Genomic DNA, 24,362 nt, shown 5'->3' on the forward strand with positions numbered 1-24,362 from the left:
TTGTTCTGGCCGTGAAACCTTTAGAAAACGCGGAAAAAGTGGGTTTTCGAAGTGAATTTCCGACCAACTTTTTCGTTTACTTACTACTTCTAAAAGTCAGCCAAACCAGAAATCCGATATAGGCAAAAACGCTGAGGTTCAGTGCGGTGTCGATCAGTTGACCGCTCATGATTGGTCCTCGCGGTTCAGGCTTTTTAACAAACACACGACGAGAATCGGGACAATAAATACGAAGGTGATGGCCGACAGAGCGATGATGGATCGAACCAGTGCGATGTCGCCTACCAGAATCATCGCCAGTCCCAAAGCCCCCAGAATGATGCCCCAAACCGTGCGAATTCGGCGGGAGGGGTTGTCATCCCCACCGGACCCGATCATCGCAAGGGTAAAGCCGGCGCTAACGACACTTGTGACCACGAAAAGGAATGCGGCCAGTATGGTCGCCGTTCTTGTGATGCCATCCAATGGGAACCGTTCCAGCAATGCGAACGTGGTCGCATCCAGGTTTTCTGCGTTAACAGCAGATAAGGCTCCGTCCTGACGTAACGCGTCGAAAAATCCCAGACCTCCAAAGACACCGAACCAAAGGACAGAAAAAAGAGTCGGGGTGACGACAACGCCGATCAGAAATTCGCGGATTGTGCGACCGCGGGAAATTCGGGCAATGAAGATGCCGACAAAGGGTGACCATGCCAGCCACCAGATCATGTAGTTCAGCGTCCACCCATGGAACCAGTCGACTAGAAGGTCATCGAAGAACTCAGCCGTGGAAAATCCCGCGGGCAAGACACCAAACAGGTAACGACCAAAGCCGGATACGATGCCGTCCATCAGATAAGATGTTGGGCCAAGCACTAGCAGATAGACCATCATCCCGACTGCAATCAGCATCGCTGCGTTCGATAGGCGGGCCATGCCGTCGCCCAGATCGCGTCGCAGAGGAATGATGAACGCAATACAAAGCGCGGCAAAAACGGGCAAGGTCAGGACACTGGGCGACTGTATTCCCAGCAAACCCGCCAACCCCGTCTGAATTTGAAATACGCCCATCGCCATAGAGCCCGCCAAACCGACAGCAATCGCAACGATTGAGAGCAAATCGAAGACCCAACCCAGTGCTTTTGTCCATCCAGCTTCGCCAAGCGTGTCGGTGATTGGTGCACTCAGCAACAGGGTGCGATTTCGACGATAGGCGAAATAGGCGATTACCAATCCTACGATCCCGTAAATCGCCCAGGCGTGAAATCCCCAGTTCAGATAGGTTACGAACATTGCATAGCTGGCCGCTTCTGCGTCGCTATTATACTGACGCAGAACTTCGTAGTGGGTCAGCGGCTCGGCAGCGCCATAGAACAGTAAACCAACACCCATACCGGCGGCGAATAACATCGCGATCCATGCGGACGTTGAAAACTCTGGTTCCGCCGTGTCGGGGCCAAGGCGGATATCTCCGAACCGCGACAGGGCCAGATATAGGACAATGAACAACAGCCCGCTGACCTCTAGCATTATGAACCAGCCGCGGCTGTTGAATTGCGTCGCCACTGCCGACGCTGCAATGCGACCCAGTCCTTGCGGGTCAGCAATGCCCCAAACCGCGATGGCCGCACTGAGGGCAAGGGCGATCACGAGCATCGGGCTGATTGATTTACCGTCCACTGTCCAGAACCTTATCTTTGCTATTGCAAGGAACTTGGGGTCATCTGATTGAATCTAAATCGCGAGTTTCAAAATTTCAAAGCGTTTGTTTGTATTTAGCTGGCCCGGCATTGCAACACCCGGTTACGCGAAGCGGATCTGTGCAAATCCGCCCCTTTAAAGGGGGAAACTTTCGGAAATCTCCTCACATCTGCGGATCGAGGCCAACATACCCTGAGCAGGGGTTGACAACAGGAGTGTCTGAATGAAACGTCAATGATGTTGGGAGACTTTTAAATTTCAGATGCTTGACCCGTTGCAAGATGGGTTCGCTTGCCGTACCGGCAAGGTCCCTGGATGGGGACCGCTGATCTGTCTCTCATCCACAATAAGAGTTGGGAGTTCTCAAAAATGAAAAATAGCAGCAAGCTTAGCCTGGGTGCGGTCGTAACCGCTGCTCTTATGGCTCCAGCCGCTTATGCAGAAGAGTTTATCACCATCGGAACCGGCGGCGTGACCGGCGTTTACTATCCGACCGGCGGTGCGATCTGCCGTCTGGTGAACAAGGGCCGCAAAGAGCACGGCGTTCGTTGCTCGGTCGAGTCGACCGGTGGTTCGGTTTACAACATCAACACCATTCGCGAAGGCGAGCTGGAGTTTGGTGTTGCCCAGTCAGACTGGCAGTACCACGCCTATAACGGCAGCTCGAAATTCGAAGAGGCTGGCCCCTTCGAAAACCTGCGCGCCGTGTTCTCAGTACACCCTGAGCCGTTCACCGTTGTGGCCCGTGCCGATTCCGGCATCACAAACTTCGAAGACCTGAAAGGTAAGCGCGTTAACATCGGTAACCCCGGTTCCGGTCAGCGCGGCACCATGGAAGTCCTGCTGGGCGAAATGGGCTGGACCACTGGCGATTTCGAACTGGCAACCGAGTTGAAAGCGGCTGAACAGTCCGCAGCTCTGTGCGACAACCAGATTGACGCGATGGTTTACACCGTTGGTCACCCGTCGGGTTCGATTCAGGAAGCGACCACTGCATGTGACTCGGTTCTCGTAAACGTCAGCGGCGACGCGGTTGACAAGCTGGTTGGCGACAACTCGTTCTACCGTACCGCAACCATCCCCGGTGGCATGTACCGTGGTTCGGACGGCGACACCTCGACCTTTGGTGTTGGCGCGACGTTCGTGACTTCGGCTGACGTGTCGGAGGACGCGGTTTATGCGGTTGTAAGCTCGGTCTTCGAAAACTTCGACGACTTCAAAAAGCTGCACCCGGCATTTGCCAACCTCAAGCCCGAAGAGATGATCGCAGACGGCCTGTCGGCTCCGCTGCATCCGGGTGCTGAGAAGTACTACAAAGAAAAAGGCTGGATTCAGTAAACCAGACCTGATGCAGGGTGCCTTTGGGCGCCCTGCAACCCAAACCCGAACAAATCGGGTGGTTCAGAAGGCCAAAATGGCCGCGACGGGGAGACATTTGCATGAGTTCCGACACACAATCCAATCGTCCGCTATCAGAAGAAGAGCTACAGGATCTTGTAGCCTCATCCGATGCGGGTGGACGTAATCCAGTCGGCAATGTCGGGGTTTTCCTGGCCATTGTAGCCGCGATCTGGTCGATTTTTCAGGTCGTTCTGGCCTCACCCTTGGCGAATTATGTTTTGCCGGGAAGCGTTGTGAATAATGCACGGCAGTTCCATCTGGCCTTTGCCATGTTCCTGGCCTTTGCGGCCTATCCGGCACTCAAATCAAGCCCGCGTGACTATATTCCGGTTCAGGACTGGATCATGGGTCTGCTTGGCGCTTTCGTCGCGCTTTACGGCTATTTCTTTTACAACAAGATCGTCGATGCAGGTGGTCTTGCGGATGATACAGATAAGTGGGTCGCTCTGGTTGGTTTGCTGTTGTTGTTCGAGGCAGCGCGTCGCGCGCTTGGCCCCGCGATGGCGATCATTGCCACGATCTTTCTGTTTTACGTCTTTTTCGGTTCTTCCGAATGGGTGCCTGAAGTTATCCGCTGGAAAGGCGCAAGTCTGAAAAAGGCGATGAGCCATATGTGGATCACATCCGAAGGTGTGTTCGGCATTGCCTTGGGCGTCTCCACCAAGTTCGTGTTCCTGTTCGTCCTGTTCGGCGCGTTGCTCGATAAAGCCGGGGCAGGGAATTACTTCATTAAGATGGCCTTTGGCGCCCTCGGTCATCTGCGTGGTGGACCAGCCAAAGCCGCCGTTGTTGGTTCGGCTGCCACCGGTCTGATCTCGGGCTCGTCCATCGCGAACGTGGTCACCACCGGCACATTCACCATCCCACTGATGAAGCGTGTTGGCTTCAGCAGTGAACAGGCGGGTTCGGTCGAGGTTGCCTCATCGGTGAACGGCCAGATCATGCCGCCAGTGATGGGTGCTGCGGCCTTCCTGATGGTTGAATATGTGGGCATTTCTTACGTCGAAGTGATCACCCACGCCTTCCTGCCTGCTGCGATTTCTTACATCGCGCTGGTCTATATCGTGCACCTTGAAGCCGTGAAGCGGAACATGCCCACGCTGGGTGATCGCGACGTGCATCTGGCACGCACCGTCATCGGTATGTTGTCCTTCTTCGTTATGTTTGCTGCCCTGTGCTATGGCTCGCAATTCCCGGTCGAAGCGGTAACCAATTGGGTGCCGTCGATGGCGGGGCTTATTCTCAGCCTGATTGTATGCGCGGTCTATGTGGTGCTGCTGAAACTGGCGGCGACCGTGCCGGACCTCGAGCCGGACGATCCGAACGCTAAAGAAGTGACCCTGCCGGTGATCGCTGACATCTACAAAGCAGGCCTGCACTATCTGTTGCCGATCATCGTTCTGGTCTACTTCCTGATGATCGAACAGAAGTCGCCCGGTCTGTCGGCCTTCTGGGCCACGGCGCTGCTGTTCGTGATCCTGCTGACGCAGAAGCCGCTTAAGGCGATCTTCCGTGGGCAGAGCAATGTGTACAACACATTCATTGATGGTGTTGCCGACCTTTGGCAGGGCATGATCGATGGCGCACGGAACATGATCGGTATTGCACTTGCTACGGCAACTGCAGGCGTGATCGTTGGCACTGTAACCCTGACGGGTGTTGGTCAGGTGATGGCCGATCTGGTCGAGTTCCTGTCGGGCGGCAATTTGATCCTGATGCTGGTGATGGTTGGCCTTCTAAGCCTGATACTTGGTATGGGCCTGCCGACGACAGCGAACTATATCGTTGTCAGCTCGCTGATGGCGGGCGTGGTTGTGGAACTTGGCGCACAAAGTGGACTGATCGTTCCACTGATCGCGGTGCACCTGTTTGTGTTCTACTTCGGCATCATGGCCGATGTAACACCGCCCGTTGGTCTGGCCAGCTTTGCTGCGGCCGCTGTGTCGGGTGGCGACGCGATCAAGACAGGGTTCACAGCCTTCTTCTACTCGCTGCGCACCGTAGCGCTGCCTTTCGTGTTCATCTTCAACACCGACCTGCTGTTGATCGATGTGACATGGGTCGAAGGGATAACGGTGGCGATTTTTGCGACAATCGCCATCCTTGTCTTTACAGCCGGAACTATGGGCTACTTCCTGACCCGCAGCCGCATATATGAAAGCGTCGCACTGATCCTGGTGGCCTTTGCGCTGTTCAGGCCGGACTTCTTCATGAACCGCATCTCACCGCCGTTTATTTCAGTTGAGCCGTCGGCCTTCGTGGAAACCATCGGAGAAACCCCACCGGGAACTGAAGTGCGGATGGTGATCAGCGGGCCGGACTTTGACACGCTTGAAATGACGGACACGACCGTGGTCGTACCCGTCGGCAGCGAAGAGGGTGGCGAGGCACGTGTAGACGCGATGGGCCTTCTGCTGATTGAAGAAGACGGTCTTGTAAAACTGGAAGAGCCATTGTTTGGGACACCGGTCGCGGATGACCTGGATATCTTCGACTACTACGGAGATGAGGCTGTGCGCCTGACTTCGGTAAGCTTGCCATCCAGCCAGCCGCCAAAACAGCTGATCTATATTCCGGCAATGCTCTTGCTGGGCTTGATCGCTTTCCTTCAGCGCGGCCGTGCCGCAAGACAAGAGGTGACCGCATGACAAACGCTGTTCTCTGCGCCGTCGATATCAGTAACGGCGACCTTGATACGCATGTCCTGAAGAAAGCCGCCGCCTTGGCTGATCAGGAAAACGCGCAACTGGATGTCGTGACCGTTCTGCCGGACTTTGGGGAAAGCTGGGTGTCCGGCTTTTTCGAAAGCGATTTCCACGATAAGGCGTTGGAAGAAGCGCATACCAAACTGGCCGAGATGTGTATTTCGGCCCTGGGGGCGGATCGGAATGAAAAGATTCGCCACGTGGTTGCGACTGGCACTGCCTATCAGGAAATCCTGAAAACTGCGGACAGTGCTGGCAGCGATCTGATCGTGATAGGTGCGCATAAACCCGACTTGAAGGACTATCTGCTGGGCCCGAATGCTGCACGGGTCGTGCGACACTCGGACGTCTCTGTTTACGTGGTCCGCTAGGGCGACTGAGCCTATCAGTAGCCAGTCATCTCAAGATATCCCCGTCCGGAATGGCTGCCGCTGATCTGGACGGGACCTTCCCAGTATTCGAACCGGGTGGCCATCCACGCATCGGGTGTCAGCGCTGATACCTCGACGTCGAGATCGCGGGTGGGCAAGGTGACACGCCATCGGACAGGGATATCGCGGCCGGCGACGAGCGATGTGGTCAACGGTTCGAACGCCACCTCGCCATCGGGAATTGCAGTTGTCGTTCCGTCGGCGGTGATCCAGGTGGCCGCCGTAAAGTCACTGCGCTCGCCACGCAGCCGGAAGGCCATCATCTTGTCACCATCATCGAAGCTGAGTGAGAACCAGTCCCAGCCGCTTTGATCCGCCGCCAAAGGTTGCGACGACCATTCACGATCTAGCCACCCTTGTCCAGTGACCGGGACGTCGCCATCTGGCAGGCGCAATAGGCCTTGGACCTCGTAAAACGGCTGGGAATAGTAGTAGCTGGCCTGCCCATCTGCGGATTTGACGGAATACCCGTTCTGGCCATGAAAAACGAGCGGTCCCTTAGCCGTGAGCTGTAGGTCATAACCGAAATCTGCGCCATTTGCCGACAGATTTACAGCGCTTGGATCGTCGCCTCGCATATGCCATTCGTCAATCCAGGCCTCAAATGGTTCAGCCGTAACCCCGGCTTGACCGATGCCGCCGCGTGACAGGCGTTCCGCAAAGTAGTGCTTGTCGGGCGTGGTCAACGCCGCGTGGCCCATCCAGATCTGTGGGCTTTGCCATCCCTCGGCCTCATGTGGTTTCAGGGCCGACCGGAACAGTGTCCACTGGATGCCGTAGTCGCGCCCGTCCTCACCTTTGAGGTTTGCCGTCAGATACCACCATTCGATCCGGTATTCCGGGTGAGGGCCATGATCCTGCGGAAACTGAAACGTATAATCCGGTTGCGGCACAGTGAACCCTTCGGCAGAACCGCCCAAGCCTGCGTACCCTTGAGCACGGGATAGGCCCGGTATGAGCAGCAACAAAACGATCAGCCAAGTTCTAACGTTCATTTGCAAATACCTTAAGTAGGTCTGCGGGAGGCATACGCAACAGCCGCGCGGCGGGCAGGGCAGCTGCAATTGCCGCTGCAAGCAGAGTCAGGCCCAGCAGATAGGCCCAGTCTAACGGGAAAAGATACATTGGCAGCTTCCAGCCAAACGCTTCGACGTTGATGACGCTCAGCAAGGCCCAGGCTAAAGCTAATCCCAGCGGCAAGGCCAGAACAGCAGTCAAGGCGGCAAGCAATACGCTGCGCAGCAGCTCGAGCCGCGCCAGTTCCGTGCGCGTCAACCCAAGAGCCCAGACAGGTGCAATCTGGGGCAGCCGCTGTGTCCACAGCGTCAGCAGGCTGGTTAGTATGGCAAACCCTGCGACGCCCAACGTCAGGATGTTCAGGGCTGAGGTTACCACGAATGTCTTTTCGAACACCGCCATGGATTGCGCCTTCATTACAGCTTGCTGCACAACTGCGCGCGGCGGGAGATCGAACTCTTCACGCAAGGCTTGGGCCAGTTCCGTCGCCCGGCCGGGCGCGACCCGAATGCCGAAGCGTCGCGCCTCAGCGTTGGGTGCAACCTCATCCAGTCGGGGCATCGAAACGATGGCTTGGCCAGTTGGGTTGCCATAATCGGAATAAACCCCTGCAATGGTCAAAGTCAGGGTGGGTGTGATCACCAGCGATTGCCCCGGCCACAGGTTTTCCCGGCGCGCAAGCTGCTCGTTGACCAACACGGCTGTGCCATCGATAACTCGATCCCACACCCCGTCGGAGGCGCTGATCAGTGGCCATTTTTCTCGATAAGTTTGATCGTCGATGATGCCATAAAGAAACAAAGGCCCCGATGAGTGCGCCAATTCAACACTGCGGATTGGCAAAACAGCGTCCACCTGGAAGCTCAGCCATTCGGCTACGTCCCGACCTTGCTGATCAGTGGCGGTAGTCACGTAAAGCTCGGATGTCAGGCGCTGATCCAACCAGCCGGTAAAGGTCAGTCGAAAACTGGAAACCATCGTGCCGACACCGATGTTCGCGGCAAGTGCCAGCAAGAGCGCCATTAGCGCCAGCGACAAACCCGGAAGTTGCGCGCGCATGTCCGACCAGACCCACTGAGCAATCGGTCCTTTGGCCGAACGCTGAAAAAGGATCAGGACTAGCGATAAAGCATAGGGCAGTACCAAAGCCGATCCGACAAGCATCCCGGCGACCATGACGAAGCCTGCGACCAACCCTCCGAACAGTAGCAAGGCCAGAATGCCCCCGACAATTGCCGCAACGCCAGCAATAGCGACGATCCAACTGCCTGAGGCCGCGCTGCGCCAAGCCTGCAATCCGGCGCCACTTAGCACCGGCATCCGCGACAGGCGGTACAAAGCGTGCCCACTGGCCAGAAACGTACCGCCTAAGGCCATTGCTAAACCAGACAGCGCCCATTGCGGTTGCAGCGAAATTTGGCCGCTGATCGGTGCGCCGTATAGCCCGCGTAAGGTTGCAGCGACATCGGGGAGCAGGGCACCTGCGAGGAAAAAACCCAGCACCAGACCAAGTGTCCCACCGATAATCGCGAGTACGGACAGCTCGGCCATTATTAACCAGACAAGGCGGCGCATCGAAACGCCCAGGGCCCGAAGGGTCCGGATCATGCCGCGCCGTTGGGCAAAGGCCAGCCCCACGGTTCCGTGCACAATGAACAGGCCAACGGCAAAGGACAGCAGACCGAAGGCAGATAGATTCAGGTGAAAGCTGTGGGTGAGTTGCGCTGTATCCAACTGTTCCCGGGCTAGGATTCGATCCAATTCGGGGGCGATGTCTGTCAGCGGTGGGACTGCGCCGGGTTGATCCGGCAAAATGATCAGGTGCGAAACTTTGCCTGACTGGTTCAGCAATACCTCGGCCACGCCGATATCGGTCAGGATCAAATCGGGGGGCAAGGCGTCGCTGATTAGAACTGGAGGCAGCCCGGTTTGGCCGTTCAAAAGTGGCCCCAAAGCTGGTGTCGTCAGCAATAGCCCCGGCGCAGTCAACATATCAGCTGGATCTGGGGGCGTGCCGCTTTGTTCCATCTGTGTAATGGCGGGCAGGGCGGGGTAGGCCACCATGTCCACACCAAGGACGCGAACGGTTTGACCCTGGATCCGTATTGGTCCTTCCAGAACCGCGGCAACCTGCCAACCTGCGCGCCGCAACTCGACATAACGAGACAGGGGGATCGGACCGTTTGGATGATGTAATTCGTCGAATTGACCCAGTGCCAACTGATCGGCTGCGCGACCATAACTAGCACGTGCCTCGGCGTTTATGGCCTGCACTGCCGACCAGAGGCCAGTCGCCAGAGCCAAGCCCACAAGCAGGGTCATCAGTTGCAGCCGGTGCGCCCGCCAATGAGAGGCCAGCGCCTGGATGACTGCCATTGTCATGCGAGTTGCCCGCCAGCCAGATGAACTCGCCGATCCAGTCGTGAGGCGATCTCGTGGGAGTGAGTGACCAAAAGCAACGCGGCCCCGGTATCCGCGACAAGCGACAACATCAGATCAAGAACGGTTGCACTGGCGGTTTCGTCCAGATTTCCCGTTGGCTCATCCGCCAACAACAATTTCGGCCGTGCGGCCATTGCGCGACCGATGGCAACACGCTGCTGCTGCCCGCCTGATAGGTTCTCTGGGTATCGAGCAAGTAGATCGGAAAGACCCATCCTATCTGCCAGATGCGCGCACCAATCGGGGTCATGGCATCCGGCCAATCGGGCATGAAACGAAAGGTTCTGATCGACGGTCAAGGACGGGATGAGGTTGAATTGCTGAAACACCAGCGACAAAGACTTGCGGCGCAGGGAAGCCCGGCCGGGATCATCCAACTTCGACAGAGCTGTGCCGTCCAGCGTGATTTCCCCGCTGTCTACAGTGTCTAATGCGGCTGCAAGGTTCAGCAAGGTGCTTTTTCCGCTGCCGCTTTCGCCGGTCAGTGCCAGCGTCTGCCCGCGGTCCAGCGACAATGACACATCGCGCAGAACCGGTCGGCCGCCGGGATAGGATTTCTGAACCTTGTCAAATATTACAAGCATGTTTGCCCTCATTTTCACAAGGATTTGCAACAGTTCCGCCAACTGTCCAGCGTAGACGCACCATAGGTTCCTTTCGCCGCACTGCGGGGATGGGTGAGCGGGTTGTCTCAACCGGCTGTGCAGGTCATTGTGAAGCGATCCATCGTCGTTACAATTCAGGATGCAAAAACATGACCTTGTCACAGCAAATCCTTTGGGGCAGCACGTTTCTTGGACTTTGCTTCCTGGTCGAAATTTTCCTTTTGACGGTTTGCACGCTGGCCATCAATCGGCTGATCGAGCGTTGGGAAAGCAAAGGCGCAATGCTGGCAACGGCCGGTCCAATTGCGACCGCGCTGGCCTTTATTGTGGCGACTCACACCATTCAGGTCTGGATTTGGGCAATCGTCTGGGTGTTTGGCGATGTTTTGCCCGACTGGAACACAGCGCTGTATTTCTCGCTGGTTTCCTTCACAACGCTTGGCTATGGCGACATCGTTTTGGGAGAGGACCTGCGAATTTTTGGTACCTTCGCTGCGGTCACAGGCCTGTTGGCCTTTGGGCTGTCCACTGCGTACATGGTCGCCCTTATGACCCGTGTGTTCCAGGAAAGGTTCATCGCTTAAAGGATCGGTGAGAACAATCGCGCCAATGGAGCGCCCAAGCGTATATGGATGGGTTGCTGTTCCAGATATCGCGACAACTCATAGCTTTTAGAGAAATCTTCTTGCAGCATTGCGCCGACAGCAGCGGCCGCCTGAGGATCAAAAAACAACGCCATTGCCTCAAAGTTCAACCGAAATGACCGATTGTCGAGATTGGTGGTTCCGACCGCGGCCAGCGAGTTATCCACTACGAAAACTTTTTGATGCATAAAGCCGTCGGTGTAGCGCAGGATTTGCGCACCGCAGGCGCGGACCTCATCGAAATAGGCAAAAGCGGCCAGCCAGGGCAAACGATGGTCAATGACATCAGGCACAAGGATGCGCACATCGACGCCCCGCAAGGCCGCATGTTTCAGAGCGGTCATGATATCAATATCAGGCACGAAATACGGCGATGCGATCCAGATACGTTCCCGTGCCTCGGTTATGGCAGCGAAGAACATCATCGATCCGGTTTCGGTTTCATCGCCCGGACCCGTCGCCACGAGTAGGGCGTTCATGTCTTGATCCGCCTCGGACCCGGCCCAATCCAGTTGGTCGATCAGGTCCTCTTCGTGAGCCCAATGCCAGTCTTCGATAAAGATCAATTGCAATTGCCGGACGATATGGCCGGTCATCCTGACATGGGTGTCGCGCCAGTGTCCGAAATGCGCGTCTTGGCCCAGATATTCGACCCCGACGTTGTGGCCGCCAATAAATCCTGTTTCGCCGTCGATAACCACGGTTTTGCGGTGATTGCGATAGTTCAATTGAAAACGGAACTTTGGTCCGCGCTGTTCATGTGGGTCCGATACGGTGATACCAGCCTCGCGCATTTCTTCGATGTAATCTTTAGGCAAGCCGTAGCTCCCGACCGCGTCCATCATGAAGCGTACGCTGACACCACGTTTGGCGGCTTCGATCAGTTTGTCCTTCAGTTTCTGACCAAGGGCGTCAGCGCGGACGATGTAGAACTGGATCAGAACGTAAGTTTTGGCCTCGTCGATGGCCTCAAAAATCGCGTCAAATGTGGCCTGACCGTCCACCAACAACTCGGCTCCGTTGCCGCGCGACACGGGCATGTGCGCCAGCGCCTCAAACGGCCGGGGATTGATATGCATTTTGCCGGCATCGGGTTTCGAGTAGTCGGCGAAGGTCTTGATCCCTTCGACCACGCGCTGACTTTCCTTGCGCGCGATACGGTAGCCCCGAAACCTGTGGTGCCCCAGAAACAGGTAAAGCGGCACGCCAAACATCGGAGCCGAGATCAGAAAGACCACCCAGCCAACTGCGCCTTGGGGTGTCCGCGCGGTTTGTGCCGCGCGCACGGCAAAAACAACTGCTGTTGTGTAAAGCGCAAAGACAAAGACGGAAACAAGCAGTGTCCACATAGGGTTATCGGTCTCCGGGGTGGTTCAGTTCGCCCCAGTGTAGATGCGTGACCAGTCTTGCGCCATATCTACGATTACCCAACCCATCTCTGGGCCTTTATCCAATCCATCGACCAGTTTTCCGATCGGGCTTTCCCGGTCATAGGCCCATTCACGTTCCGCATCTGTATGGTGAATCAGAACACCTAACCGGGGTCCATCGCCTGCTGTGGTCCATTCTAACATGGCAAAATCACCATCTGAATTTCCGCCGGCCAGAATTGGGCGTCTGCCAATGGTCCGTTCGATATTGATCGGTTTGCCTTCTTTGTCATCTATGAAAGCGATGCCATCTGCTTTGGTGATGACTGGCTTGCCGTCCGCGCTGTCATAAGTGGTGTCCATATATGTGCCCAAGATCTGTTCGGGTGGAATGCCATAAGCCTCCTCGGCGAAGACGCGCATAAAGTGCACGCCACCACCCGAGACGATGTAGGTTTTGAAGCCTTCATCACGCAAGTATCGCAGCAATTCAGCCATCGGCTGATAAGTCATCTTATCAAAAGGCAGGTCGGTATCCGGGTGCCGGGCGGTCGCCAGCCAGTCGGCGACGGCACTTTGGAATTCGTCAACCGAAACGCCTGAGTGTGAGGCATTCAAAACCTCAATCAAGGCGTCATGACCACCTTCTGCGATTGTGTTCAAATCACCTTGTGCAGCGGCCTGGAGTACTGGTGTAGTCAGGATCGAGGGGTCGTCTTTGGACAACTGCGCCAAGCGATCCATCGCAAAAATCAGTTGAAAATAAACAGGTTGTTCGGCCCAAAGCGTACCGTCATTGTCGAAAACGGCAATCCTTTCGGCCGGTGTCACGTATTCAGGACGCTGCGGGTCAGTTACGGCGGCGACAAATTCAATGATCCTGCCTTTGCTGTCAGACTCGGTCCAGCTGGGTAACGGGTCTGCAAACACAGACAGCGGGGCACAGGACAGAAGCGCGCTAAGAATTATATGTCGCATAAACTTCTCATTTAATTTCAAGATGAAAGGGGCCGCCATTTATGTGGCGGCCCGATTTGTCTTCACACGCGACTTAATTGTTTGTCGGTGTCGTCAGCTTATCCATGACCTGATCCAGGTTGAAGCTTGCCGCTTTCTGGCGCGGTGGGAATTCCTGGAATGTCGCCAGGAAGTTTCCAACATATTGCTGTGCCGGAACCAGGAAATACGCCCGATCCAACAACCAGTCGTAGTAAGTGTTGGACGTACGATAGGCGCGCTCATACGGGTCACGACGCAGGTTCACGATCAACGGAATACGCAGTTCGGTCCAGGGCTCAATCCAGGCCCGCAGCGTTGCCCATGCTTTCTGCTCAAGGAAGATCAGCTTCCAGTCGTCATAGCGCAAAGCGGTCAGATCGCCGTCATCCGAGAAGTAGAAAATCTCAGAACGTGGGCTTTCGGTCGTTTCGCCGGTCAACATGGGAAGGATGTTATATCCATCCAGATGCACCTTGTAGTCACGACCCATGCCGGACGAGCTATAGCCCGCTTTCAGCTTTTCCTTGATGTCCGGGTCGCCAGCAACTGCCAGGTATGTCGGCAGCCAGTCCATGTGGTGAACGATCTCATTGGTGACCGATCCGGCTTCGATCTGACCGGGCCAGCGAACCATTGACGGAACACGCCAGCCGCCTTCCCAGTTTGTGTTCTTTTCACCCCAGAACGGTGTCGCCGCGGCATCCGGCCATGTGTTCATGTGCGGGCCATTGTCGGTTGAGTAATGCACGATGGTGTTGTCCGCGATGCCCAGTTCGTCCAACAAGTCCAGCAGTTGCCCGACATGCATGTCATGTTCGATCATGCCAGCGGTGTACTCATCGGTAGCACCGCCGTAGATTTCGTTGGCCTTTTGGCGCATTTCATCTTTGACGTGGGTCCGGAAGTGCATGCGGGTGCCGTTCCACCAGACATAGAAGGGCTGGCCTTGTTCATTGGCTCGCTTAATGAAGTCTATTGCCGCGGCGACGGTTTCGTCATCAACGGTTTCCATGCGCTTTTTGCTTAGCGGGCCGGTGTCTTCGATGGTTCCGTCTGCCTTGGACTTGATCACACCGCGTGGGCCATAAGCCTCACGGAAGGTGCGGCCATCGGCCAAAACCATATCGCCCGGATAGTCTTCGTTCTCAGGCTCTTCTTCGGCATTCAGGTGATAGAGATTTCCGAAAAACTCATCAAAACCATGGTTTGTCGGCAAATGCTCATCTTTGTCGCCAAGGTGGTTTTTACCAAATTGGCCGGTGACATAACCATGGTCCTTCAGCAATCCGGCAATGGTGGGATCTTCGACTTGCATGCCCAGATCCGCACCCGGCAGACCGACCTTGGACAGGCCCGTCCGGTAAACCGACTGGCCCATGATGTAAGATGAACGGCCTGCGGTACAGGATTGTTCACCATAATAGTCGGTGAAGATCATGCCTTCGTTTGCCACGCGGTCGATGTTTGGCGTTTGGTATCCCATCAGACCCATCGTGTAAGCCGAGATATTGGATTGCCCGACATCGTCGCCCCAGATCACAAGAATATTTGGCTTTTGATCCTGGGCCCAGGCGGGCAGGGCCAACGCTACAGCGACAGATGCCACAGCGAATTTGCGCAAAGTGCCGCGCCAATTATCTGCAATCATACGGGGTGGTGACATGGTGTACTCCTGAATTGACCGGATCTTTGTGACCCGTTGAATTAAAAGTATTTGATGCTGACGGTTGTTTTTATCCGCCAACAAGATGTTGATTCTCGGTCGGAAAATTCCACATTACGTCGAGAATCGAATAGCCGTAGTTTAGGCTATGACAATGTCTGGAAACCTATCATATGATGAGATTGAAGAATACTAATGTTTGATAATCAGCATGATCGACAACGGTTGCTGGACTCGGGATGGCTCGGGGCGCGTGGCGCGGGTTTTCAAGCTGACTTGCTGGCGTGCGGGATCGGCAAGCCATTCGAGGAGGGCGAGGCCCTTTATCATCACGGAGATTTAGCCAACGGTGTCTATGGAGTTCTAGACGGCGCCGTTCAAATCACCGCTCCGGCCGATGACGGGCAGGAATTCGTGGTACACAGACAGGGAGGCGGGTTCTGGATTGGTGACCTTGCCTTGTTCGCCGAGTCCAGCAGATTGGTTAGCGTTATTGCGACGCAGCACACCAGAACACTGTTTTTCCCGTCCTTACGACTGGACCGGCTGGTGCGCGACAATCCAGAATATGTTCGCGATTTCTATGCTTTGTCGCACGAAAATATGCAAACCGCCCTGCGCATAATGGCTAATCTGGCAGTGACGGGAACCGAAAAACGACTGGTTCTTCGGCTTCTGCATTTAGATGAGGGTGCCTCGAAATCCGATGGTTGGATTATCGTGTCACAGGATGAACTGGCCGAGATGGTGGCCGTGTCGGTTCCAACGTTGCACCGTAAACTGCATCACCTTGCGGATCAGGGGCTGATCGAGCTCGGTTACGGTCGAGTGCGCCTCAAAGACAGGCGAAAGCTGATCGCGGCCTGCCAGTGCTGATCTCAGGGATTAAGCGGAGGCAGCGGGTTCCGAGTGTTGTGAGCTGCCTCTTTCATGACATTAATCTCTGACAGCGCCGCAGCCCAAGCCTCAGGTTTTGGGGCGTTGCGCGATGAATACCTTGCGGCCCCGATAATCGCCAGTTGGTTTTCAAGACCGATGGATTGTTCCGGGTTATCGCTGCGCAGTTTCCACGTCTCTAAAGCCGAATACGCCAACGAGATATCATGTGCTTGCAGGGCTTTCTTAAGCGAATTCAACGCGTAGTCTGGCGAAGCTTGGTACTTCTCGTGCCGTGCCTGTTGCCAACTTTTGATACGTGGGCCAAGGAACCGCGCTGTGGCCCAAAGAACCAGCGCCAACCCGGCGGCCCAAGCAATCAAATTCAGAATTGTGCCCACATCCGGCGGCTGCCATTTCGGTGCGGCAAGCGTCAAATCAACCGCGCCGATATCAATGGTTTCAACCTGATTGGTGCCCAGATTAAACCACTGGATCGTGATAGCTGGCAGTTGGGTCTGCCCACCTTGCTGTGCAAGATAGACGACCTCGTCGACCCGTTGGCCGGACAGCACACCCCGGTCTTCACTCTCGGTGAAACGCGGCTCTTTGGGATATGCGCTTAGCAAGGGGTCCTGCAATTCAGGGATCAATTCAGGAACCAAAAAAGGGGTTGTACCTGCTATCTTTGCCGTTAGGCGGCGCGTGATGGCAGCGCCATTTTCCATATCGGTTGATCCGTCGATCTGCTGGTCGACAGTGAAACCCGTTGCCAGGATCAGCGGGTCCAGATCGCGTGCGCCCTCAGGTACGATGGCATCAAGGGCCATTTCGGGCAGGGGGACGTTGACCTGCGTTGGCGCATTCGTTTCGGGATCGGCAAAAGTGACGATTACCTCCTGCTTGCCGAATGCAACCGATCCAGCCTTTAGCGGATACAGACGATAGCTGCGTTGAACACCAGACCAGGTTTCGCCATCCACGGTTTCGCTGATCGGGCCAGAGGCGCGTTCGGGCAGGCGCACAAGCAGGTTCTCTTGCTCCAGCGATGGAAACACCGGCGGGGACGGCATGAATGTGGGGACAAGCACCTTTATCCGTACGATCGCCGGTTGGCCAACAGTGACAGGATCAGTGGGCACCTCGGCTGTGACTTTTGGCCGTATGCTTGTTTGTGCCAATAATTGCATCGGGAGGAAAAGCATGAGGAATGCCAAGTATCTCATTGCGTTTGCACCTGATTTTCCAACAAGAACCGGTTGCGAAGAAAGTCCTGCATGTCAGTGTCGATTGTGCTGATCCATTGATCGGCAGACATGGCCTGCGCACCTTCGATCGGGGCTTGTATAGTCGTGTTTTCACCACGCCCTGCTTCATTGTCAAAGACTGTGTCATCGGCACCGATCCCGGCTTCTTCTCCGGTGTCCGACTGCTCGCGCGTCGTTTCAACAAACTCGAGGATCGCTTTCGAAACCTCAAGGTTGTGCTGAGCTTCAGGCCAGTCTGGCCGACGCTCCAATGCTGTTTCAAATGCCGAAATGGCCGGTCGGTACTCACGGTTCCGAATGCGCGCCATTCCCTCGGAAAAGGCGGCCTCGGGCGTGTCCAGTTCTGCAAAGATAGCGGATGCTTCGGGGTACTGACCGGCCTTCAGATGCGCATAACCCCTGTGATACGGGTCTTCAAACAGCTCTGCTGCTTGGGTATAGTCTTTCCGGTTCATCGCGATCTGCCCCTGCTGATCCGGTGTCAGGAACCAATTCTTCCATCCATCGGCCATTGCAGGTCCAGATGGCGACGCAAAAATCGCAGCAAAAACCAGTAAATGGATAACCCAACCGCGCCGGAACCAGAGCAGAGATAATAGCGCGGCAGGCCAGGCCAACAGCCACCCTTTGTCCTGCCAGTCCAGTCGGTCGTCATCATCTAGCGCCGCCGTATAGGCTGATTGAATTTGGCGCTCTAATCGCTTGATATCGCGTTCATCGTTGGAAAATGGCACAACCGTCGCGTTTCTCAGATCATTTAACTGAGCGATACTTTGACTATTCGGCAGCATGGTCAGAAAGAACACGGGAATGGTCGTGTTCTCAAAAGCCGCCAATTGTGATGGATCGAGATCGTCCAGAACGAACAAGACTGCTCCGGGCGTTTCGCTGTCGTTAAGGATCGCTTCCGCAAGGGTTAGGGCATCCGCGGCTGCATCCCCTTGTTTTGGCATGACAGCGGGCGCGAGACCTTCCAAAAGCGGGCGCAGGATGTTGGCGTCTTCGGTTAAGGGCGCGACGCGGTGCGGGGTTCCGGCATAAGCGATCAAAGCGGTTCGCGCGCCGACACGCGAATTGATCAGATCGGTTACCTTAAACTTGGCCCGGTCCAGTCGGGACGGGGGCAGGTCAGGTTCCTCCATGCTGTCAGTGACTTTCAGCGCAATAACCAAAGGTGCAGTGTCCGCGATCAATGGATTTGGGGCCCGCGACCATGTTGGTCCAGCCGCGGCTAACGTCACGAGGATTGCCGCGATCATTGCAACGTCTAACGGATAAACACGCCTTTCGTCTTCGGCCCCCAAAGTTAAAGCAGCGGCAAGGTGAGGCGCGATGCCGGATATGGATAGAGATTGCGATTTTGGCCTGGGGCGCATTAGCCACCAAAGGGCAGCGACCGGAATGAGGAACACCAGCCAATACACTCGGATAAAATGAAAATTGGCCAACGCATCGATCATGTCGCACCTCTGCGTCGTTGGCTGATGTGCCCGCCAGTCATGCTGATTAGCATTGTCACCAAAGCCAGAGCGAGTGGATAATGCGCAAGGCTTTCACGCGGTCTGTAGCTTTGCGTTTCCACAACCCGGGGATTGAGTTCGTCAATGCGTGCATATGTGTCGGCCAGAGCATCTTCGTCATCGGCAAAGAAGTACTCGCCGCCTGTTCGATCCGCGATCTCCTTTAAAGCGTTAAGATCGACGCGGTCCTCGCCCGAGGCGTCAGGGTCCCCGACGCCGATTGTATAGATGGCTACACCTTTCTCCGCGGCGATGGCGGCGGCGTTTACAGGTGTCATGCGACTGGATGTGTCGGCTCCGTCACTCAGAACAATCATAAGGCGCTGGTCGACTTCGCTGGAGTCGAAGGTTCGAATACCCAGTCCAATAGCATCCCCTAGGGCCGTATTGGGTCCAGCCATGCCAACTTGAGTTTGATCCAAGAACCCATTCAAACTGTTCAGGTCTTCGGTGAATGGTGCTTGTACAAATGCCCGTGTGCCGAAAATTATCAATGCCATTCGGTCGCCTTGCCGTTCGGCGATGAACTGACGCAATACATCCTTAACTGCAGCCAGTCGTTGTTTCGGGGTGCCATCCGTCGCTGTGAAGTCCCGCTGGTCCATTGACCCGGATATGTCCAAGGCAAGTACCACGTCGCGGGCCGACTTTTCGACAACTAAGGGTTCGCCCAATTTTTCCGGGCGAGCCATCGCTGTCACCAGAAAGAGCCAGATCAATACGATCGAGGCGGCCTGAAGACGCGCGCGGCGGGGGATGACGGATCCTGACCTGGGTTCAACCCCTGCGGCCTGCGCGACATGGCGAAAGAAAGGAATGCGGATTGAGCTGCTTTTCTCGCGATGTGGCGGCGCAAGCCAATACACTAACAATGGCAATGGAAGCAGTAGAAAAACCCATGGCGCGGCAAAGGAAAGCATCACGCTGCACTTTCCCGTTTGTGGGATTTGATCCAGTCATGCGCGAGTTTCGTCAGTTCTGGGTCCGGTTTGGTTTCTTTGTATGGTGCCTCTAAAAGTTGGCGGCGTTCATTCTCAGAAAAGCTTATATTTTCAGCATTTTGCTTCAGGAAGTTTATCCAGTCATCCCCGTGCAGAGCTGCGACTTGCCGTCGGGGATATGCAGCCAACGCCGTGCGGCGGACTATCTCTGCGACTTTTGCGGGATCGTTATCGGACGCGGCCAATTCGGCCAAAGCCTCACGCCTGTAGGCGTTTAACTGTCGGTGTCGGGCAAGAGCATAAATTCCAAAGGCTATGAACCCGACAAGTATGACAGCCAGAATACCCCATCCCCATGTTTGCGGCATCATGGATATCGGCTCGGGCGCAGGGGCAGGTTCCAGCATATCCAGCAAGTCGACCAGCGATTTGCCTTCGACATCGACGCTCATCTCTGACCTCCGGGATGGCCGAATAATTTTAGAAGTTGGTCGAGTGTTGGTTCTGCCGTGGTCAGCGGCACGACGGGAAACCCATAACGTCGAGACCAGGTCTGCAACTGTGCAAGCCGATCTTCCAGCGCAGAACGTATGCGGTGTGACAAATCTGGCTCCGCGCTGTCGAGTTGTATCTGACGGTCACCGTCGGACACGGTAAGTCGAAGGTTTGGGGCAAGCTCGCGCGAACTGGGATCTGAAATATTGAACAATATCAGATCATTCGAAGTCGAAAGTTTGCGCAGCAGTTTCTCAGACGCCTCGGTCAATCCGTCGAAGTCTGAGAAGATACACACCAGGGAATTGGTATGCGCGATCCGCGCGGCCTGTTTAAGCACGTCATTCAATGTCACTGTCGGTTCATCGCGCGACGCTGCGCTCAAGTTGGAGTTCAGCGCGCCCACCGAAGACAGGAACCGTGTCAGGGCGGCAGGTCGCCGTTGAGGTCGGTGTTCGGCCAGATCAGTGTCGCCAAAGACAATCCCACCGACGCGATCACCTTGCCCCAAAACCCGGTGTGCCGAAATTGCCGCAGCCTCGGCCGCGATGACCGATTTCATGTAGATTTGAGTGCCAAAGAACATCGAAACGCGCTGATCCACCAACAAGAGAGCGGGGCGGTCTCGTTCTTCAGTATAGACCCTAACATGGGGCTCTCCGGTGCGGGCGGTCACTTTCCAGTCGATCGTGCGGATGTCGTCCCCGGGAAGGTAGTTGCGAAGCTCTTCAAAGTTCAGGCCGCGCCCCCGTAGGCGCGAGGCATGACGACCGTTAAGGATCGAACGGGCCGGTTGCCTGGGTAGCAGGCTAATCGCGCGTGACTTCGAGCCCAGCCTGAGCAAGTGGTTCGCATCTACGTGGATGCGAGGGTCGTCGGGATGTGCGGCGGTCTGGGACACGCGGCGTTCCTTTGGTTTCAGGGCAGCGCGACAAGCTGCAGGATTTCCGAAATCACATTATCCGCCGATTTGGCGCTTCCTTGTGCTTCAAAGCTAAGTGTAATGCGGTGGCGGAAAACATCATGGGCGATGGCGCGTATGTCTGCCGGGTCGACATAGTCACGCTGGTTCATCCAAGCATGCGCACGACCGCATTTGTCCAAAGCGAGCGAGGCGCGTGGGCTAGCTCCAATGTCGATCCAACTGGCCAGTTCTTCACTCAGCGCGCCGGGCGTCCGCGTTGCTTGCACCAGATCGGCCATATAGCGGTCCATAGCGTCTGAAACGTGAATTTGTCCGATTTCGGCCCGAGCAGCAAATACTGCGTCCTGAGGTATTGTCGGCGGCGCATCTTTGGCGCCGCCTTCGCGTACTGCGTTTTCTTCGCCCCGGACCAGGCGGATGACCTCAACCTCGTCCTCGACCGGCGGGTATGTGATTTGCACATGCATCAGGAACCGGTCCATCTGAGCCTCGGGCAAAGGATAGGTACCTTCTTGTTCAATCGGGTTCTGTGTCGCCATCACGATGAACAGCGGTTCCATTTTATGTGTTGTTCCTGAGACGGTTACCTGCCGTTCCTCCATCGCCTCCAGTAACGCGGCTTGAACCTTGGCAGGGGCACGGTTGATCTCATCTGCCAGAACAATATTGGCAAAGATGGGGCCCGGTTCGAAGCGGAACGTGCCGCCGTCGTCGGTTTGCTGAAACACCTCGGTGCCGGTTACGTCGGATGGAAGCAGGTCCGGGGTGAACTGAATGCGGCTAAAACGTGCGTCCAGATTACGGGCCATTGCCTTGACCGCGCGGGTCTTGGCCAGGCCGGGAAGTCCTTCGATCAGCAAGTTTCCGTTAGCCAGCATTCCGATAAGCAACCTGTCGATCACGTCAGTCTGACCAATAATGGACTGCCCCATGCGGGCTTTGAGATCATTTATCTGATTAAGTGCATTCATGTGGCGGATCCAATCGGTGTCAATTTTCGGAACTGACTTAGTGGTTTTGTGCGGTGATTAGAAAATGTCTCGTAACGGCGGTATGTTAGCAATCTTTAATTTACTGATCTACCGGGAAATCCGCGCGGTCAGCCACCGCAAATCTTCCTTCAATTCTGGTCGGATAGGACCGTGATTTGGATCATCGCGTAGGGTTTTCACCCAATGCGGCGGAGGGTTTCGACCGGCCGCCCGGTTCCAGTATAGCCCGGTAAGTATCGCTTGCGCTTCCGCCTCCAAGACGTATGGGACATCAAAGCCGTTTAAAGTGGCCCAGACGCCGCTCCACAATCGGCCAACCGACCAAGGGTTGTACCCGCCACCGCCCAGAACCAGAACGCGGGGCGCGAGATCTTTCAACGAAGCAACGGCTTTCCAGTGTGAATTGTTTGACAGTGTAAGGCGCGATAGCGGGTCTTCGGCAACCGCATCGGCACCGCATTGCAGGACAAGGGCCTGCGGCTTGAAAGCCTCGGTCGCGGGGAGGATCAACTGGTCGAGAATGGCGTCAAATTCATCATCGTTGAGGTTTCGGGAAACCGGCAGATTAAAAGCTGCACCGCCTGCGTCATCTTCTAGACTGCCGGTAAATGGCCAACGCCTTGTCTCGTGCACAGAAATCATCCGGACCTTTTCTGAGCCGTGAAAAGCGGCCTCGACCCCGTCGCAGTGATGCGCGTCGATATCGATGTAGACAATCCGATCAAGGCCCATTCGCAAAAGGGTTAATGTCGCCAAAACAGGATCGTTCAGATAGCAAAACCCATTAGCGCGGTCAGGCAGGCCATGATGTGTTCCGCCCGCTGGATTGTAGACGATGCCGCCATCACGGATCAGTTCCGCGCCCAGCATTGAACCCCCGGCGGCGGTGGCCGGGCGACGGTACATCTCGGGGAAAACCGGGTTGGATATCGTACCCAGCGCATAGGTCCGGCGGACGTTATCAGAAACGCACTGGGCATTTTCTGCGGCTTGTAACGCGTCGATGTAGTCGGGCGTGTGAAAGTGGTGCAGCGCGCCGGGCTTTGCACAGGGGCTGACCCTGTAGTTTCCCGAATGTAGCCAGCCCAGCGCGCGGCAAAGATCCATAACGGTTGAGACGCGCGGGATGGCCAGGGGGTGTTTTGAACCGTAGGTCGAATGGCGATAGATCTCGGACCCTATGAAAATCGGGCTTTGCACAGGCTATTGGGTCCGCGCCGGAACATTGTCATCACCCAGACGACCATCAAGCGACATCAGAATGGCTACGGGCCTAAGGGCGGGTATATGGCTGAAAATAATCAGTATGCAGACGGTTAAAGGTACACTTAGGAACGCACCAATCAGACCCCAGACAGTTGTCCAGAAGGTCAGCGCAAGGATTACCAGAAACGTAGACATATTCAGCGACCGGCCCAACAAAGCGGGGTCCACAAAATTGCCGATAAGAAACTGGATGGTTCCGCAGCCGAATACGATGACAAGGAAGGGTCCGATCGTTTCATATTGAACCAGCGCAATCATGGCCGGAAAGATCACGGCGATGATAGAGCCGATGGATGGGATGAAGTTTAACGCGAAGGTCAGCACCGCCCATGTCTCGGCGTACTCCAGCCCAAGTACCTTGAAGACTGAATAGCTGATGCCCGCCGTGACAAGGCTGATGAAGGTTTTTACCCCGACATAGCGCTGAAGGCTGAATGTGATTGAATCCAGAATGGTCGTGAACTCGGCCCCGGTTTCGGGATTGCCCGCCGCCAGTTGGATCTTTTTGCGAAAGGCCAGACGCTCGGCCATCAGGAAGGCGACATAAAGACTGATCAGGAAGAACTGGTTCAGCAGCGATGTTGCACTGCTAAGCAAAACGCGCGCGACGTATGACATGTCGATACTGACCAGGTTGTCCCGGATAAACGTGGTGACGTCATTGCCGACCAGTCCAGTGATCCGGTTCACCGCGCCATCGAACTGGTTTTCATAGGTGCTGATAGTCCGGGCGAACTGCGTCGCCTGGCTGCCAAGGATGTACATGATCACAAACAAACCGGCCAAAACAACGGTGACGGCGGCGATATTGGCCAGCCAGACCGGTACGGGCGCCAACGCGATGACCCGGTCGCTCAGCGCAATGATCAAAACATTGATCAGCAGAGCCATAGTCAACGGGATCAAAAATGCCGAACCTGCGTACAGGCCCAATACGATAAGCGTTGCCACAATCGTTGCGTCCCGAACCACAGACAGTTTCAGTCGCGGACCGCCCGTGTTCTGATCAGGTTCCAAAGTCATCGTAAAGCCCGCCTGTGATGCCGCGTGGGACATTAAACCGAATGGTGGTCAGTCTGTAAGGCGATCCTGCACAGCTGGGCAGGATTTTGCAATGTGGCC

General features: G+C 55.7%; 20 protein-coding genes. 5 read left to right on the forward strand and 15 right to left on the reverse strand.

The genetic code is table 11. The features are described 5' to 3' along the window. Window positions 1–165 precede the first annotated feature (165 nt). Window positions 166–1,659, reverse strand: a complete 1,494-nt coding sequence (locus GOW92_RS00925) for a BCCT family transporter (protein ID WP_368040235.1) — start codon at window positions 1,657–1,659, stop codon at window positions 166–168. Between the two features lie 390 nt (window positions 1,660–2,049). Here GOW92_RS00925 and GOW92_RS00930 point away from each other — a divergent pair, with 390 nt between their 5' ends. From GOW92_RS00930 to GOW92_RS00940, 3 genes are all read left to right on the forward strand, one after another. Continuing rightward, a complete protein-coding gene (locus tag GOW92_RS00930) occupies window positions 2,050–3,018 on the forward strand; it encodes a TAXI family TRAP transporter solute-binding subunit (protein WP_170557187.1) in 969 nt (322 codons plus the stop codon). Window positions 3,019–3,119: 101 nt separating this feature from the next. Next, entirely contained in the window at window positions 3,120–5,729 is a 2,610-nt protein-coding gene (locus GOW92_RS00935; protein WP_170557189.1) for a TRAP transporter permease, read from the forward strand. Continuing rightward, the gene (locus GOW92_RS00940) at window positions 5,726–6,157 is read left to right on the forward strand and encodes a universal stress protein (RefSeq protein ID WP_170557191.1); all 432 of its coding nucleotides are present in this window, start codon (window positions 5,726–5,728) and stop codon (window positions 6,155–6,157) included. The genes GOW92_RS00935 and GOW92_RS00940 overlap by 4 nt, the downstream gene beginning before the upstream one ends. A 14-nt stretch (window positions 6,158–6,171) precedes the next feature. Here GOW92_RS00940 and GOW92_RS00945 read toward each other — a convergent pair whose 3' ends face one another. The 3 genes from GOW92_RS00945 to GOW92_RS00955 are packed head-to-tail and all read right to left on the reverse strand — an operon-like array spanning window position 6,172 to window position 10,260. Further along, window positions 6,172–7,212 carry a lipocalin-like domain-containing protein gene (locus GOW92_RS00945; RefSeq protein WP_170557193.1) on the reverse strand — a complete coding sequence of 347 codons (1,041 nt, stop codon included), beginning with the start codon at window positions 7,210–7,212 and terminating at the stop codon, window positions 6,172–6,174. Continuing rightward, on the reverse strand, window positions 7,202–9,616 hold the full coding sequence (locus GOW92_RS00950; protein ID WP_170557195.1) for an ABC transporter permease: 2,415 nt from the start codon (window positions 9,614–9,616) through the stop codon (window positions 7,202–7,204). The genes GOW92_RS00945 and GOW92_RS00950 overlap by 11 nt, the downstream gene beginning before the upstream one ends. Then, entirely contained in the window at window positions 9,613–10,260 is a 648-nt protein-coding gene (locus GOW92_RS00955; RefSeq protein WP_170557197.1) for an ABC transporter ATP-binding protein, read from the reverse strand. Before GOW92_RS00955 ends, GOW92_RS00950 begins: the two co-directional genes overlap by 4 nt. 170 nt (window positions 10,261–10,430) lie before the next feature. On the opposite strand from GOW92_RS00955, the gene GOW92_RS00960 reads away from it, so the two are divergent. Continuing rightward, window positions 10,431–10,865: an ion channel gene (locus tag GOW92_RS00960; protein WP_170557199.1), complete on the forward strand. Its 435-nt coding sequence runs from the start codon at window positions 10,431–10,433 to the stop codon at window positions 10,863–10,865. Here GOW92_RS00960 and cls read toward each other — a convergent pair. From cls to GOW92_RS00975, 3 genes are all read right to left on the reverse strand, one after another. Next, window positions 10,862–12,274: a cardiolipin synthase gene (cls, locus tag GOW92_RS00965; protein WP_170557201.1), complete on the reverse strand. Its 1,413-nt coding sequence runs from the start codon at window positions 12,272–12,274 to the stop codon at window positions 10,862–10,864. The genes GOW92_RS00960 and cls overlap by 4 nt on opposite strands. A gap of 24 nt (window positions 12,275–12,298) precedes the next feature. Continuing rightward, window positions 12,299–13,273 (reverse strand): HAD family hydrolase, encoded by a 975-nt coding sequence (locus GOW92_RS00970; protein WP_170557203.1) that lies wholly within the window; start codon window positions 13,271–13,273, stop codon window positions 12,299–12,301. A 73-nt stretch (window positions 13,274–13,346) separates the two neighbouring features. After that, a complete protein-coding gene (locus GOW92_RS00975; RefSeq protein ID WP_254452867.1) occupies window positions 13,347–14,957 on the reverse strand; it encodes an arylsulfatase in 1,611 nt (536 codons plus the stop codon). A 195-nt stretch (window positions 14,958–15,152) separates the two neighbouring features. Between GOW92_RS00975 and GOW92_RS00980 the strand changes: the two genes are divergently transcribed. After that, window positions 15,153–15,833: a Crp/Fnr family transcriptional regulator gene (locus tag GOW92_RS00980; RefSeq protein WP_170557205.1), complete on the forward strand. Its 681-nt coding sequence runs from the start codon at window positions 15,153–15,155 to the stop codon at window positions 15,831–15,833. 2 nt (window positions 15,834–15,835) lie between these two features. On the opposite strand, the gene GOW92_RS00985 is transcribed toward GOW92_RS00980, so the two are convergent. The 8 genes from GOW92_RS00985 to GOW92_RS01020 all read right to left on the reverse strand — a co-directional run bounded on the left by GOW92_RS00985 (window position 15,836) and on the right by GOW92_RS01020 (window position 24,263). Continuing rightward, window positions 15,836–16,906, reverse strand: coding sequence for a hypothetical protein (locus tag GOW92_RS00985; RefSeq protein WP_254452868.1), 1,071 nt, complete (start codon window positions 16,904–16,906; stop codon window positions 15,836–15,838). Window positions 16,907–17,055: 149 nt separating this feature from the next. Beyond that, complete coding sequence (locus GOW92_RS00990; protein ID WP_170557208.1) at window positions 17,056–18,561, reverse strand: VWA domain-containing protein; 1,506 nt, start codon at window positions 18,559–18,561, stop codon at window positions 17,056–17,058. Beyond that, complete coding sequence (locus tag GOW92_RS00995; RefSeq protein WP_170557210.1) at window positions 18,558–19,541, reverse strand: VWA domain-containing protein; 984 nt, start codon at window positions 19,539–19,541, stop codon at window positions 18,558–18,560. Before GOW92_RS00995 ends, GOW92_RS00990 begins: the two co-directional genes overlap by 4 nt. Beyond that, window positions 19,541–20,014: a DUF4381 domain-containing protein gene (locus GOW92_RS01000; RefSeq protein ID WP_170557212.1), complete on the reverse strand. Its 474-nt coding sequence runs from the start codon at window positions 20,012–20,014 to the stop codon at window positions 19,541–19,543. The genes GOW92_RS00995 and GOW92_RS01000 overlap by 1 nt, the downstream gene beginning before the upstream one ends. Further along, window positions 20,011–20,958 (reverse strand): DUF58 domain-containing protein, encoded by a 948-nt coding sequence (locus tag GOW92_RS01005; RefSeq protein WP_170557214.1) that lies wholly within the window; start codon window positions 20,956–20,958, stop codon window positions 20,011–20,013. The genes GOW92_RS01000 and GOW92_RS01005 overlap by 4 nt, the downstream gene beginning before the upstream one ends. A gap of 17 nt (window positions 20,959–20,975) precedes the next feature. Next, complete coding sequence (locus GOW92_RS01010) at window positions 20,976–21,953, reverse strand: AAA family ATPase (RefSeq protein WP_170557216.1); 978 nt, start codon at window positions 21,951–21,953, stop codon at window positions 20,976–20,978. Between the two features lie 108 nt (window positions 21,954–22,061). Beyond that, window positions 22,062–23,174, reverse strand: a complete 1,113-nt coding sequence (locus GOW92_RS01015; RefSeq protein WP_368040236.1) for an acetoin utilization protein AcuC — start codon at window positions 23,172–23,174, stop codon at window positions 22,062–22,064. Between the two features lie 3 nt (window positions 23,175–23,177). Continuing rightward, window positions 23,178–24,263, reverse strand: a complete 1,086-nt coding sequence (locus GOW92_RS01020; protein WP_170557218.1) for an AI-2E family transporter — start codon at window positions 24,261–24,263, stop codon at window positions 23,178–23,180. Between the last annotated feature and the right edge of the window lie 99 nt (window positions 24,264–24,362).

Origin of the sequence: Ruegeria atlantica (assembly GCF_013032505.1) — a bacterium.
Classification (GTDB): domain Bacteria; phylum Pseudomonadota; class Alphaproteobacteria; order Rhodobacterales; family Rhodobacteraceae; genus Ruegeria; species Ruegeria atlantica_F.

Coding starts and splice junctions, on each gene's coding strand:
- GOW92_RS00930 (WP_170557187.1), top strand. CDS start 2,050: ATGAAAAATAGCAGCAAGCTTAGCCTGGGTGCGGTCGTAACCGCTGCT.
- GOW92_RS00935 (WP_170557189.1), top strand. CDS start 3,120: ATGAGTTCCGACACACAATCCAATCGTCCGCTATCAGAAGAAGAGCTA.
- GOW92_RS00940 (WP_170557191.1), top strand. CDS start 5,726: ATGACAAACGCTGTTCTCTGCGCCGTCGATATCAGTAACGGCGACCTT.
- GOW92_RS00945 (WP_170557193.1), bottom strand. CDS start 7,212: ATGAACGTTAGAACTTGGCTGATCGTTTTGTTGCTGCTCATACCGGGC.
- GOW92_RS00950 (WP_170557195.1), bottom strand. CDS start 9,616: ATGACAATGGCAGTCATCCAGGCGCTGGCCTCTCATTGGCGGGCGCAC.
- GOW92_RS00955 (WP_170557197.1), bottom strand. CDS start 10,260: ATGCTTGTAATATTTGACAAGGTTCAGAAATCCTATCCCGGCGGCCGA.
- GOW92_RS00960 (WP_170557199.1), top strand. CDS start 10,431: ATGACCTTGTCACAGCAAATCCTTTGGGGCAGCACGTTTCTTGGACTT.
- cls (WP_170557201.1), bottom strand. CDS start 12,274: ATGTGGACACTGCTTGTTTCCGTCTTTGTCTTTGCGCTTTACACAACA.
- GOW92_RS00970 (WP_170557203.1), bottom strand. CDS start 13,273: ATGCGACATATAATTCTTAGCGCGCTTCTGTCCTGTGCCCCGCTGTCT.
- GOW92_RS00975 (WP_254452867.1), bottom strand. CDS start 14,957: ATGTCACCACCCCGTATGATTGCAGATAATTGGCGCGGCACTTTGCGC.
- GOW92_RS00980 (WP_170557205.1), top strand. CDS start 15,153: ATGTTTGATAATCAGCATGATCGACAACGGTTGCTGGACTCGGGATGG.
- GOW92_RS00985 (WP_254452868.1), bottom strand. CDS start 16,906: ATGCCGTCCCCGCCGGTGTTTCCATCGCTGGAGCAAGAGAACCTGCTT.
- GOW92_RS00990 (WP_170557208.1), bottom strand. CDS start 18,561: ATGATCGATGCGTTGGCCAATTTTCATTTTATCCGAGTGTATTGGCTG.
- GOW92_RS00995 (WP_170557210.1), bottom strand. CDS start 19,541: ATGCTTTCCTTTGCCGCGCCATGGGTTTTTCTACTGCTTCCATTGCCA.
- GOW92_RS01000 (WP_170557212.1), bottom strand. CDS start 20,014: ATGAGCGTCGATGTCGAAGGCAAATCGCTGGTCGACTTGCTGGATATG.
- GOW92_RS01010 (WP_170557216.1), bottom strand. CDS start 21,953: ATGAATGCACTTAATCAGATAAATGATCTCAAAGCCCGCATGGGGCAG.
- GOW92_RS01020 (WP_170557218.1), bottom strand. CDS start 24,263: ATGACTTTGGAACCTGATCAGAACACGGGCGGTCCGCGACTGAAACTG.